This is a genomic window from Burkholderia sp. JKS000303 (assembly GCF_002563755.1).
Taxonomy (GTDB): Bacteria; Pseudomonadota; Gammaproteobacteria; order Burkholderiales; family Burkholderiaceae; genus Burkholderia; species Burkholderia anthina_B.
The window spans coordinates 3,533,604-3,546,567 of sequence record NZ_PDBZ01000001.1; the positions used below are offsets into that span (position 1 = coordinate 3,533,604).

10 protein-coding genes and 2 pseudogenes are annotated in these 12,964 nt (G+C 63.0%); 4 read left to right on the forward strand and 8 right to left on the reverse strand.

Features of this window, described 5'->3' with window-relative positions; translation table 11 throughout:
• Positions 1 to 30: 30 nt before the first annotated feature.
• Positions 31 to 1,545 carry an MDR family MFS transporter gene (locus BX604_RS16760; RefSeq protein ID WP_098552926.1) on the reverse strand — a complete coding sequence of 505 codons (1,515 nt, stop codon included), beginning with the start codon at positions 1,543 to 1,545 and terminating at the stop codon, positions 31 to 33.
• Positions 1,546 to 1,773: 228 nt separating this feature from the next.
• On the opposite strand from BX604_RS16760, the gene BX604_RS16765 reads away from it, so the two are divergent.
• Positions 1,774 to 3,333, forward strand: a complete 1,560-nt coding sequence (locus BX604_RS16765; protein ID WP_098551771.1) for a methyl-accepting chemotaxis protein — start codon at positions 1,774 to 1,776, stop codon at positions 3,331 to 3,333.
• A gap of 185 nt (positions 3,334 to 3,518) precedes the next feature.
• Here the strand turns inward: BX604_RS16765 and BX604_RS39630 are convergent, their stop codons facing one another.
• The 4 genes from BX604_RS39630 to BX604_RS16785 all read right to left on the reverse strand — a co-directional run bounded on the left by BX604_RS39630 (position 3,519) and on the right by BX604_RS16785 (position 7,980).
• Positions 3,519 to 3,950, reverse strand: coding sequence for a hypothetical protein (locus BX604_RS39630; RefSeq protein WP_257146345.1), 432 nt, complete (start codon positions 3,948 to 3,950; stop codon positions 3,519 to 3,521).
• Positions 3,917 to 5,134 carry a DUF6402 family protein gene (locus BX604_RS16775; RefSeq protein WP_179894818.1) on the reverse strand — a complete coding sequence of 406 codons (1,218 nt, stop codon included), beginning with the start codon at positions 5,132 to 5,134 and terminating at the stop codon, positions 3,917 to 3,919. The genes BX604_RS39630 and BX604_RS16775 overlap by 34 nt, the downstream gene beginning before the upstream one ends.
• A gap of 191 nt (positions 5,135 to 5,325) precedes the next feature.
• Positions 5,326 to 6,993 (reverse strand): ATP-binding domain-containing protein, encoded by a 1,668-nt coding sequence (locus BX604_RS16780; protein ID WP_098551772.1) that lies wholly within the window; start codon positions 6,991 to 6,993, stop codon positions 5,326 to 5,328.
• Between the two features lie 132 nt (positions 6,994 to 7,125).
• Positions 7,126 to 7,980, reverse strand: a complete 855-nt coding sequence (locus BX604_RS16785) for a helix-turn-helix domain-containing protein (protein ID WP_098551773.1) — start codon at positions 7,978 to 7,980, stop codon at positions 7,126 to 7,128.
• A gap of 497 nt (positions 7,981 to 8,477) precedes the next feature.
• Here BX604_RS16785 and BX604_RS16790 point away from each other — a divergent pair, with 497 nt between their 5' ends.
• Both BX604_RS16790 and BX604_RS16795 read left to right on the forward strand, forming a co-directional pair.
• Positions 8,478 to 8,687 (forward strand): hypothetical protein, encoded by a 210-nt coding sequence (locus BX604_RS16790; RefSeq protein ID WP_098551774.1) that lies wholly within the window; start codon positions 8,478 to 8,480, stop codon positions 8,685 to 8,687.
• 332 nt (positions 8,688 to 9,019) lie between these two features.
• Complete coding sequence (locus tag BX604_RS16795; RefSeq protein WP_098551775.1) at positions 9,020 to 9,295, forward strand: hypothetical protein; 276 nt, start codon at positions 9,020 to 9,022, stop codon at positions 9,293 to 9,295.
• Positions 9,296 to 9,427: 132 nt separating this feature from the next.
• Here the strand turns inward: BX604_RS16795 and BX604_RS39995 are convergent.
• A pseudogene (locus tag BX604_RS39995) lies at positions 9,428 to 9,523 on the reverse strand (manganese catalase family protein); the annotation flags it as partial.
• 446 nt (positions 9,524 to 9,969) lie between these two features.
• Between BX604_RS39995 and BX604_RS16800 the strand changes: the two are divergent.
• On the forward strand, positions 9,970 to 11,277 hold the full coding sequence (locus tag BX604_RS16800) for an Nramp family divalent metal transporter (protein WP_098551776.1): 1,308 nt from the start codon (positions 9,970 to 9,972) through the stop codon (positions 11,275 to 11,277).
• A gap of 123 nt (positions 11,278 to 11,400) precedes the next feature.
• On the opposite strand, the gene BX604_RS16805 is transcribed toward BX604_RS16800, so the two are convergent.
• Both BX604_RS16805 and BX604_RS16810 read right to left on the reverse strand, forming a co-directional pair.
• Complete coding sequence (locus tag BX604_RS16805) at positions 11,401 to 11,682, reverse strand: hypothetical protein (RefSeq protein ID WP_098551777.1); 282 nt, start codon at positions 11,680 to 11,682, stop codon at positions 11,401 to 11,403.
• A gap of 438 nt (positions 11,683 to 12,120) precedes the next feature.
• Positions 12,121 to 12,753: pseudogene (locus BX604_RS16810) on the reverse strand (hypothetical protein).
• Positions 12,754 to 12,964: the final 211 nt, after the last annotated feature.

Here is a 12,964-nt window from a genome sequence, read left to right on the forward strand (position 1 = left end):
GAGACCGCGGCGACGCGGCCTCAACGTCGCTCAATGATGCGTGCGCAGCGGCGCGCTTTCGACGAACCACGCGAGCACGAACGCGATCGCGATCACGGCGGCCGCCGCGAGATACACCACATGGAGCGACCCGGCGAACGCGTGCAGGTAGCCATCGCGCACGGCATCCGGCAACTGGTGCACGGCGGCCGGGCCGAGCGCGGGCGGCAATTCCGTGCCGGCCGGCAGCGCCTGCATCACCCGCGATTCGAGCCCGTGCGAGAACAGCGCGCCGAACGCGGCGACGCCGATCGAGCCGCCGATCGAGCGGAACAGCGTGACGCCCGACGTCGCGACGCCCATGTGGCGGAATTCGACCGTGTTCTGCACGGCGAGCGTCAGCACCGGCATCACCATGCCGAGCCCGATGCCGAGCAGCGCCATGTACGCGTACATCGTGTGCAGCGGCGTGTCGAGCGACAGCGTCGACAGCAGCGCCATCGCGACGCCGCCGATCAGCGTCCCTGCGATCGGAAACGGGCGATACGTGCCGAGCCGCGAGATCAGCCGGCCGCTGAGCACCGACATCGCGAGCATCCCGCCCATCATCGGCAGCAACTGCATCCCGGCCTGCGACGGCGTCGAGCCCTTCACGACCTGCAGATACAGCGGAATGAACGTGACCGAGCCGAACAGCGCGATGCCGACGACGAAGCCGATCAGGCCCATCAGCACGAACGTGCGCTGACGGAACAGCTCGAGCGGCATGATCGGCTCGGCCGCGAGGCGTTCTTCATAGATGAAGCCGCCGATCGCGACCAGGCCGAGCACCAGCGTCATCCACAGCTGCGGCGACGACCACGGCAGCAGCGAACCGCCTTCGCTCGTAAACAGGATCACGCAGGTGAGCGCGGTGGCGAGGAACGCGGCGCCCATGTAGTCGATCCGGTGCTTCACGTGCGCCGTGTGCGGCCGGAATGCGATGCCGATTACCGCGAGCGCGAGAAAGCCGAGCGGCAGGTTGATCGTGAAGATCCAGCGCCACGACAGGTGTTCGACCAGGAAGCCGCCAAGCAGCGGCCCGATGATCGTCGCGAGGCCGTACACGCCGCCGAACATCCCCTGATAGCGCGCGCGGCGATCGGGCGGCACCAGGTCGCCGATCGCGGCCATCGTGACCACCATCAGGCCGCCGCCGCCGAGCCCTTGCAGCGCGCGCAGCACGATCAGCTGCGTCATGTCCTGCGCGACGCCGCACAGCGCGGAGCCGGCGAGAAACAGGACGATGGCGGCCTGCAAGACGATCTTGCGGCCGTACAGGTCGCCGAGCTTGCCGTACAGCGGCAGCACGATCGTCGACGAAAGCAGGTACGCGGTGACGACCCACGACAACTGGTCGAGGCCGCCGAGCTCGCCGACGATCGTCGGCAGCGCGGTCGACACGATCGTCTGGTCGAGCGCAGACAGCAGCATCACGAGCAACAGCGCGGCGATGATCAGCCCGGTCGGCGCGTCGCGGCGGGCCGCTTCGGCAGTCAGCGGAGCAACAAGGGTATGGGTTCTCATCGAGATATCTGCCATGGCAGGGAATTGACCGAAATATAGAGGGAATTCATTGACTGGTCAATTTCTGCCGGGGCTCGATTTGTTGCATTGGTAACAGGAGGTTGCGGCGAGGGAATTTGATCCGGATCACGCTGAAAGGGGGCTGGACTCAAGTTTTTTGCAGGCAAACCGTAATCCAGAGTGCCGCGGACCGATTGCCGCCATACTTTTCATCGCTCACGTGCCGTCATGAACCTGAATGCCCTGTTTTCCCGTTTCTCCATCCGTACGCGGATTTTCTCCACGCTCGGTCTCGTCGCCGTGCTGCTCGTCGTGTCGGGGCTGATCGGCCTCGTCGGCATGCAGAGTTCGAATCGCGCGCTCGACCAGGCCTATACGCAGCAACTGGCCGCGAAGACCGCGCTGTCGGCCGCGAGCCTGAACCTGACGATCGTGCGGACGACGCTCGATCGCGTGCTGCTGCATCCGGACGCACCGGAAGTGCCCGATCTCGTCAAGAAGGCCGAGCGCTATCTCGCAAAGGCCGACGCCGCGTGGCGCACGTACGCGGCGCTGCCGCACGAGGGCGACGAGGGGGCGCTCGCGAGCCGGCTCGATACCGCGCGCCAGGCGCTGATCGGGCAGGCGTTGAAGCCGCTGATCGACGCGATCCGAGACGGGCACCGTGACGACGCAGACCGCTTGTTGATGACGGTTGCGCCGCCGCTGTCGGTCGCGCTCACGGAGGCGACCGATGCGCTCGATACGTACCAGGCCGAGCGCGGCAAGGATGTCTACGACACCGCGCAGATGTACTACGGCTGGATGCGCGCGGGTGCGATCGCCGGCATTGCGTTCGGCCTCGCCGCGTGCCTGGGTTGCGCGGTCGGGCTGCATTTCGCGATTACGCAACCGGTGAACCGGCTGCTCTCGCATTTCCGCCGGCTGTCCGAAGGCGATCTGACGTCGGAAGTGCGCTGGTCGTCGCGCGACGAAATGGCCGAACTGGTCAGGGGCGTGACCGGCATGCAGCGCAGCCTCGCTGATACCGTGCGTCAGGTGACGCAGGGCTCCGAGGCCATTTCGACCGCGACGCACCAGATCGCCGCGGGCAACACCGACCTGTCGCAGCGCACCGAGGAACAGGCTTCGGCGTTGCAGGAAACGGCCGCGAGCATGGAGCAGCTGACGGCGACCGTGAAGCAGAACGCCGATCATGCGATCGAAGCGCAGGCCTGCGCGGACGACGCGAGCGAGATCGCGACGCGCGGCGCGACGGTCGTCGGCGAAGTGATCGGCACGATGAACGAGATCGACCAGAGTTCGCAGAAGGTTGCCGACATCATCGGCACGATCGAGGGCATAGCATTCCAGACCAACATCCTTGCGCTGAACGCGGCGGTCGAAGCCGCGCGCGCCGGCGAGCAGGGCCGCGGCTTCGCGGTGGTCGCGGGCGAGGTGCGCACGCTCGCGCAGCGTTCGGCATCCGCCGCGAAGGAAATTCGCACGCTGATCGGCGAATCGGTGGAACGCGTTGCGACGGGTTCGCGGCTCGTCGGCGTGGCCGGTGACACGATGCAGGATATCCAGCAGGCGATCGGCCGCGTGACGGGCATCATGACCGAGATCGCCGCCGCGTCGAACGAGCAGCGCGACGGGATCGAACAGGTGAACCGCGCGGTGTCGCAGATGGATCAGGTGTCGCAGCAGAACGCGGCGCTGGTCGAGCAGGCGGCCGCGGCTGCGGCGTCGCTCGAGGAACAGGCGGAAGGGCTGCGTCGGGCGGTGGGGGCGTTTCAGGTGGCTTGAGTGATGATGGGGGCGTCGTCGTCGTTGATCGGGTGTGCCGCCTGCGATGCACGTTACCGCAAGCATTGGCCCATGCTGTCGCGATGATTCGATCGAGACGGTTTGTATCGTCCGCAAGGCTTTCCGAACCGGTCAATGTCCATGCATCGACCAACTCGTCGCGGAGCATGTTTCCGTCGACACGCTCAGAACAAAGGCAACCTGGCACGAAACCAATCCCACTTGCTTGGTGGAATTGTCAGGTATTTGTCGTGGTTCGACTCATCGGTGAAGTCGACGTAGCGAACCACGTTGCCCTCGTAATTCAAGGGCTGATGAAAACTCTTTCCGTGGTACCAGTTTACGGAGAAGTATCGTCTGGCCAGGAGTTCGCCTTTATCGCTGAAAACCCTCAATTCAATTTTGTCATTCGTTCCGTCCTGATCATTTCCCCCGGTGCCGCATATCGCGAACCGATATGGAACCCCATTCATGTTTTTTATGCCGCCGTCTAACGTTTCGGGGCGATCATAAAAATCGCAGCGCCCATAGGCTGGACGATTAAGGTGGATGACCAAGCCGATGCCAATGTAGATGATAATGGCTAGGCCAATGTATCTGATGGTTCTAATCTGCATATCTCGCCAAGATTGATCTCGATCGGTTTTTTCAGCTTCAGATAGACGGGCTTTGAATATATCATGAAGTCCTTGCCGCGTTGATGCCGCTCTCGCCAGCGGACGTAGTCAGCGTTGTAGACTGGAAAGTAGATGTCGGACTTTCTGAGTTTTCTGAATAAGCCTTTTCGGGTGTCTACGGGTTTGCTGATGCTTTTCGACCAAATGTCGATATCGGAATCGTGCTTAGGCGAGCTGGAACCGGCGAGCAGCGAGCCGGGTGCAATGATGACTCCATGTCTGTTCCAATGTCCCAAATACTGCTTCCCGTTGAATGAGTAGTTGTCTTTCACGTAGGCATAGATGTGCGTGATTTTCCCGGAGGCATTGATGCAGTAGAAATTTCCTGATTTATCGTACTTGAAGTATTTTTCATTGGAGATTTCAACATTCCCTATGGCGATATAGATGTTGAAGTTGGCCAGTGCCCCGGTGAGATCCGTGGGGGTGAAATTTTCCAAGGTTTCCCAGTTTTTTATTGGCAGTAGTTGAAATTGCCAATCGTTATGGAATTTGAGCAAGTCACGGGTGAGTCGTGAGGTGTTGAAATTAAATGTAGAACTTCTTTCGAGAAAGAGATTTTTTACGAAAGGTCTGATGATATTTGTCGCTGTTTCTACGGATCGCCGGCTATAAATGCCGTTCGCAAGGAGGTGTTCGAATTTCCTCCGGATGCTACCGAACTTCAGCGTCCAATCGAGTGTGATATTGTCGTCATTCAATGGTTGGGGTGACGTTGGGTCGTCATTGTACGTATGCGCCGCACCCGCAAACCACATTCGCGCCAGTCTGGCAGAAACCTTCCAGCCTAAATTGTCCATCGCAACCGGCACATCCTGGAGGTCGAAAGGCGGCGGGTTTTCGCATACTTCCGACTCCGGTTGCGTTGGCGATTCTTTCGCTATTGCCGGATCGGTTTTCGGCAGCGGCCGAGGAGCCGCACTTTGCGGCGGGTTTTTTGGCGCGCGAGAAACCGGTTCGGGAGGAGCGGGCGGCGGCTTCGCCCCCGGAGCCGGCCGGTCGAATGACACGCTTTTTTGAGTATCCAGCGGGATGCATCCTTCGGCTCCCTTGTATTCCTTCAACTCCGATCCGAACAACCCCTTCTGCGGCTTGTAGTAAGGCGCCTTCTTGACGTCGGCCATCGAATATTCCGCTTGCAACGAATGGCCGGCCATCGTAATGGCAGGCTGCAAGCGGATGAACCATCAGGTGTTGCCGGAACAGGCCGAAAGGCGAGTGGATAAGGGGCGCGGGCAGAAGGAAATGTGCCGGATTGTTTCAATGAACATCATGCTGAAGTTTGCCCTCGTGGCGGACGAGTCGTCCCGCTCCGTCAACCGTCCGCAAGCTGCGCGGCCGCCCGCGACGACGCGACGAGCAGCAGCTTCATCGTCGCGCGCGTCGCACCGACGAACAGCTTGCGCGCCGCGCGCGCATCGAGCGTCTCGAAGTCGATCTCGGTGAGGATCACGCACGGCGCGGACTGTCCCTTGAAGCGGTAGATCGAATCGAGCAGCACGTCGCCTTCGCGATATTCCGGGTTGCCGAACAGGTCGTACTTGCCCGTGAAGTGCTTGATCCGGTGCGGGCCGAGCTGGTCGAGCGACGCGAGCACCGAGCTTTCGCGGCCGCGATACGACAGCACCGCGATGTCCTGTTTGCGAAACCCGAGCGACAGCGCATGCGTGATCGCGCGCTTGGTCGCGTCGATGCAGGCTTCGGCGAGCGCGTCGCCCGATGCGCCATCTTCCCCGTATGACGACACCGACGGATCGGAACCGTCGAACGGGCTGCCGGAGCGCAGTTCGGCCGCAAGCGGCTCGATGCGACCGACGACATCGCGCACGAATTCGAGCAGATCGCGCGGGCTGCGGTAGTTCGTCAGCGCTTTCAGCATGACCCAGCCGGGCAGCGCGACGGGCTCGCGCAGGTAGAGGTTCTGCAGCGGATCTTCGAGCCACCACCATGCGCCGTCCGGCGCGAGCAGGCGCTCCAGTGCCGCTGCCCACGGCGCGTGGAAATCCTGTCCTTCGTCGACGATCAGGACATCGAAGCGCCAGTGTTCCGGAATCGGCGCTTCCGCGAAGCGCGCCTCGAGCCGCTCGAACGCGCCGGGCACGGTGAAGTCGGGCGTATAGCCGCCGTCGCGCGCAACCCAGTCGCACAGCTGATGGTAGTTCGCGATCTTCGCGCCGGCCGGCGCGATGCGTGCGATGTAGTCGGCAAGCGGCCGGTTGAAACACACGTAGAGCACCCGCTTGTCGGCCGCGATCGCGTCGCGCATCGCCTGCACCGCAAGCTGCGTCTTGCCCGAACCCGCGGTGCCCGTCACGCGCAACCGGAACGGCGTGAATTCGAGCTGGCGCGCCCACGCGGCGAGCCCGCCGGACAGCCGCGTGACGAGCGTGCCGGCCTGACCGACGAGTGCGCTCGTGTCGGGCGTGAGCGCCAGCTCGTCCGCGAGGAAATGATGCAGCTTCGATGCGTTCGGCAATGGCTCGTCGTGTTCCGGCAGGATCTGCAGGATCACCTGCGCGAGCTGCGCCTTGCGCGATGCGTCGACGATGCGGTCGGCCGCGACGCCGGCGATCGCCGTCTCGCGGATCGAGTAGTCGGGGCAGTACAGCAGCGCCTCGACGCCGTAGACGCCCGCGCCGAGCGCGGCGGTCAGGCGCCGGTGCAGCGTCTCCTGCGTACGCGCGAGCTGGATCGGGACGTTGCGCTCCTTCTGCAGGTAGACCTTCACGAGCCCCTTCGGCGTTTCGCGCAGGAAACCGGCCTTCTGCTCGATCAGCAGCACGCGGCCGGCCGGGCTCACGACGACGAACGCCGCTTCGCCGAACACCGAGAAGCCCTGATCGGCACGCGTCCAGTGCACGCCGTGATAGACGGTGTAGCTGTCCGGCAGCGCATGTTCGAGGGCCGCGAGCGTCTCGCGCTCGCGTTCGGCCGCGCCGGTGGCGGCGAGGCTTTTCCAGTCGTCGGGAATGAGGCGGGCCATGAGCTCGGGCGGCGGATGCCGATAAGGACGTGAACAGGTCCGGCTATTGTACTGAGGAACCTGTTTGCGACCGCCGTGCTGCACGGACGTTGGCCGTTCGGAAGAGGGGCGGTTGCGGCCGACGGCCGCGAATTACCCGCGCGCGAGCCGTTTCGCGAGATCGGCGCTGAGGATCGCCATGCGTGCGGGTTTTTCGTAGCAGACGACGTCGAACGCGCGAATCACTTCGCTGATGTCGGCTTCGCTTGCGCGGCCTGTCAGCAGGTCGCCCGTCAGCACGAAGATCGGCGCGCCCGGATTGTCGGACGTGCGCACGGCCTTGATCGCGGTCGCGGCGGTGCTGTCGTCGAACAGCCATTCGGTGACGACGGCGTCGAACGCCTGGCCCTGCAGTGCGTCGACGAACGGCGCAAGGCCGTCGAACGCGGCGGTCGCGAAACCCTGCCGTTCGAGATAACGGCACAGCTCGGTCGCGCTGACGCGATCGGGATCGATCACCGCGACGACGAGCTTGTCGCTCTCGGCGCGGCGCGGATAGATCTCGATCTTGTGCACGTCGTACGCGTTCTGGTACAGCACGCCGGTATGGCGCAGCACGCGCCAGCGACCGTTCTGTTCGTACGCGACGAACTCGGGGCGTGCACCGGCTTCGAGCGGCGCGCCGATCCATGCTGTGCACGGAATTTCGGCGACGCCGGCATACAGGATGGCCTCTTGCGAATAGGCGCCGACCATGCCGGGGTCGAGCGCCTGCGCGCCGAACAGCTGGGCGGCGGGTTCGCCGTAGGCTTCAGCGACTTTCTTGATCTGCGCGAGGGTCCAGGGGCTGCTGCCACGCAGTTTGCGATGGCCCTGCGAAAAACTCAGGTCGAGGATGCGGCACAGCTCGGTCGTTTGCTGGCGTTTGCCGATGCCGTTACGGCTCATCAGCTCGCGCACGCGCTCGGCAACCGCGAGGGAATCCGTGGTGATTGCTTCAGTGGTCATGCTAGGGGAACGGATCGTGACGTTCAGAATGACGCCTTGCGGCAGTCTCGGCGGACAGTCTTGACGACGTCCAGTGGCGAGCCGACCGGCCACGCGCGGAAAAGATAACTTTACCGCAAAATGGCCGTCATTCCATGCGGCGAAAAGTGCGTTTGTGTGAAAGGTGTGTCTTGACGTTACGTCTGATCTCAGCTGTGGGGCGAGTGCAGAAAATGCGTTGAAAACCCTCAGGCGCGGATTCGGGTTTGCCGCACGCGTATTCCACGTGGCTCGGCATGTAATGCACCGCAGCAGGGACGCGATGCACCAGACGTGGGCGTGTCGCCGCGGCACGACGCCGGCATCGCGGCCGTCGCAGTCGACAATTCTGCACAGGGCATCCGGAGGGGATAGATGGTTTCCTCTAGTGAAACTGACGCAGATACATTTATCGGCGAACTCGAACGCACAGCGCCCGCATGCTACGATTCCCTGTCTCAAAAAAATATGTTGAACCGATGCAGAAGAAATTTGTGATGCGCGGCTACGAGATGAACTGCGAGCCGCGCATGACGGCGGACGGCAAGTACGCCGCCCAGGTCGAGGTCACGAAGCTGGGTTTCAGCCGCGAGGCGGCGTTCCGCAATCTGGGCGAATTCGACACCGAAGCCGAAGCCGTCACCTATGCGCAAAAATTCTCCGAAGAGTGGCTGAGCCGCTACGCGTAGCGCGTCGCATGCCCGCGCAATGCGGGCGCTGGATCGACCGGCGAGACGGCGTGCGTTGATCCGCCGACGTCCCCATTCATCTGAAGCAAGCAAAGCGACCGACGCGCCAACGCGTGGCGCGGCGTTCGCGTGCGTTCGCGTCCGTGCGGTGCAGCGATCGCAGTTTCCCGGTCGATGGCTGGCAGCGTGAAAGATGGCGCGTCCAGCCGGTAGTGATGCCGACCGATTCGAATTGATGCGCAACAGTTGCCAATGCCGAGAGAACTTTGTAGATTAATGCCTCACGTTGTGAGGTACTGGTCGTGTCAAGGCAACCCAACTGGAGACGGTGAATGTCCACCTTGTGCATGCAGGCCGTCGTTCACGGTAAAACTGTCCAGGTCGTGTTGTCGCCCGAGAATCGATCCGTCAGGATTCACATCGTCGACGGAGAGTCGGGCTGCTATCCGCCCCGCACGATGAGCATCGAGCAGTACCTCCATGCCGGCATGGGGCACGACGAAATCGTCCGACATGTTCTCGAAGTCGTCACGATGTCGGTCGAACAGCTTGCGAGGCTTCAACCGTTCGGTCGCGCGGTCGGCACTCGAACGCGTTACGTCTACTGATTGGCGGCGGTTGTGCCGGGGTAGTCCTGGCGCAGACCCGCGTCGTTTCCAACCACACCTTTGCTTCTTCTACTGCTTCGTCCGATTCTCGGGCGAGGTGCGTTCGCCTATCGTGATCGTCGGTGCTTGTTTTTCCGTTGTGTGCGCATCGCGCAACCGGCGGTATAGCCCGGCCTGTTCGTCGACGGCTTCGGCAAACTCATCCTTTGCGCCGAGGTTCAGCATCGCGTCGACCCGCGAATTTGCGCGACATTCGCCGTGCCGAAACGGGACGAACCGATCTCGCGTCCGGCACCTAGCCGGTCGCAAACGGACGACGACATCAGGCACGCCTGATGCTTCGCGGGTGCGAGCGGCGCCCGGCGGCTGTCCTGACGATGCATGTGCCGTCGATTGCGCACCGCATGCGCATCAACCGGCTCCGCGTGTTGACCGCACGCCGTGACGCGAGCAATCTCGATTGCGGAAACAGCACGCAAGAGGCCGGCGATTCATCCAGCATGCAGTCGGATATAGGGGCGAAAACGCGACCGTATGCGATGAAGGCATGCACCGGCCGATCGAAACGACGTGTCGTAATCGACGGCAGCTGCCGCCGGATTTTCAGGCGGGTGCCGTTCGGGCCGAGTCGGATGCCGGAGTCCGTCCGGATCCGGTTTCTCGAAGGAGGGCAAATGGCGACGTGCGACAGGAACGCGCTGACCGAGCGTACCGCGACCGGTATGCGCGACGTCTTCGCAGGCCGACGACACGGCGTGCGCGCGGCACTTCTGTTCGCGGGGCCGGCGATCATCGCGTCGGTCGCGTATATGGACCCCGGCAACTTCGCGACGAACATCCGGGCCGGCGCGCAGTTCGGCTACTCGCTGCTCTGGGTCGTGCTGCTGGCGAACGTCATCGCGATGCTGTTCCAGGCGCTGTCCGCGAAACTCGGCATCGTCACCGGCCGCAATCTCGCGGAACTGTGCCGCGCCCATTTCCCGCGGCGAGTGGTCGTCGCGATGTGGATCGTCAGCGAGCTTGCGGCGATGGCAACCGAACTCGCGGAGTTTCTCGGCGGCGCGATCGCGCTGTCGTTGTTGTTCAAGCTGCCGACGCTCCCCGGGATGTTCGTGATGGCGCTCGTCACCTACGGCATCCTGCTGGCCGACCGGAACGGCTTCCGGCCGATGGAGATCGCCGTGGGCGTGCTCGTCGGCGTGATCGGCCTCTGCTATCTCGCCGAGATGTTCATTGCGCCGGTCGCGTGGGCGGAAGTCGGGCTGCATGCGGTCGTGCCGGAATGGCCTCGCGGCGAGGCGCTCACGGTGTCCGTCGGGATCGTCGGTGCGACGATCATGCCGCATGCGCTGTATCTGCACTCCGGCCTCACGCAGCGACGTGTGTCGGGGCTCGATGTCGAACAGCGTCGGATGATGCTGCGCTTCTCCAACCGCGAAGTGATCGCCGCGCTATCCGTTGCCGGCGCGGTCAACATGGCGATGGTCGTGATGGCGAGCGCGGCGTTTCATGCCGGCTATCGCGATGTCGCCGAAATCGAAACGGCATACCGGACGCTGACGCCGTTGCTCGGCGCAGCCGCGGCCGTGTTCTTCCTCGTGTCGCTGATGAGCTCGGGCATCTCGAGTTCCGTCGTCGGCACGATGGCCGGGCAGATGATCATGCAGGGCTTCGTCGGCTTCCGGATTCCCGTCTGGGTGCGCCGGCTCGTCACGATGGTGCCGGCGTTCATCGTGGTCGGGCTCGGCGTCGATTCCATGCAGGCGCTCGTCATTAGCCAGGTCGTGTTGTCGTTCGTCTTGCCCGTGCCGATGCTTGCGCTGGTTTACTTCACGAGCCGCCGGGACGTCATGGGCGAATTCGCGAGCACGCGCACGACGCGTCGGGCGGCGATCGGCGCGACCGTCGTCATCGGTGCGCTGAATGTCGTTTTGCTTGTGCAGTCGCTTGGAGCGATGGTGCCGCACCTGAGCGGGAATTGAACCAGGATCGCCGCATCGTTCAGGCGGGCAAGAAGGGCAGCGGTTACGGGCGGGGTGTGCGATGACGAAGGCCGGATGACGACGAGCCCGCGTGGGCCGGGCTGGTCCGGCGGGCGTGCCCGTTCATCGCGCCTTCAACATTTCGTCGGCGAAACGATAGGCGCTGACCGCGCGCCTGGATTCGTAGTCGGCGATCGTCGACACGTTGCGGCCGGCGTCGCGTGACAGCAACCCTTGCAGCGCAGCCGCGGCGAAGAAATCGCGTAGATCGGGCGTTGCAGACTTCGGTTCCGGCGGCGGTGTTGCGACCAGCGGATCCGACTTCCAGAAAACGGGAGACGGCGTTGATGCTTTCGATACGGCAACGGTCTTTTTGATGCTCACATCCTGGGACAACGGCATCATTTCTACCCCTTCGATCAAGTATCAGTTGGCGAAGCAACGTAAGGTCCTCGTTACATGGCGAGCAGCGTATTTTTTATGTTTTTAGAAGTACTAACCGGTAGATCGACGCGAATATTCGCCGGTAATACGCAATCCGTCAAAGAAAATAAATTGGTTCCACTTCTTTGTGCGGGGAGCATGATTTGTTCCCGGGCGTGGCGAAAGAGCGCGCACGCATTGCGCGAATCGATAGCGATGGTATGTCGGTGAGCGTTACGTTCCGATGACGTGCAGATGTGTCGGATAACGAACCGACATGCGTGCCGGTTTCGATGCCGTCGCGAAGCATCGAAGGAGGGTGCGATTCACGAATCGTCCCGTCAGCATCATGACGATTGCGAAAGCAATCCGACGATTTCCCTTGCGACCGACACGCGTGTTGCGAGCGCGCCAATCGCCTCATGGCGGCATGTACGTGAACGGCTCGCCGTCTTCGCGCTCGACGGACAAGAGCCGCTTGAGTTGATCGAGCGCGAACAGTTGCTTTCCTGCCGCTGCCGCTTCGGTGATCGCGGCGTCGACCAGTTTCCTCGCGCGCGCGAGGATCACGGATCGCTGGCGGGCAATCTCGAGCACCATCCGTTGTTCGACGTTCTGGCGCGTCGACTTCCTGTCGCCCGGATGACGCCAGCGATCGCGAAGCTCGGCCCAGGTGACGCGCTGGAATTCCGGAATCGTGCACGGCAGCGTGCCCGGTTCAGCGGGTTCGGGCGGCGTGCACAGCGCAGCGCTTCGCGGGCGCGCCATTCGTCCGAAAACGGTGCATGCACGTCGCGCGTGCGGCCGATCGGATTCGCGCGTTCGATCTCCTTTTCGAGCAGGTAGCCGAAGCGCGGGGCCGTGCGCGAGCATGTCCGGGTCGAGCACGCGGATCCGGCGCGATGCATCGGCGACGTGGGACTTCAACTCCCACAACGTCAGGCGCAGGTGCTGCACTTCGAGGATCAGGCGCCGGACGTCGGCATAGCTGCACTTCGTCCACCATTCGGTGAGGTCGTTCAGCTTCGAGGGATCGAATGGGGGGAGGATCATTTCTACTGCGGAGATACTGTATGGATATACAGTTTGCCGCGCGGTAAGATAGCCCCGTCAAGGCGAAAAAATGGGGACGGCCGGCGGGCAAACATGACCGCTGTCGGATGCCGGTGCCGGTGCCGCGACAGGCCGACCCGATCGCTCGCCGACCCGTTCGGACGTTTTCCGCGAAAATCCGGGACAGGACAGCATCACTCGGCGCTCGTCA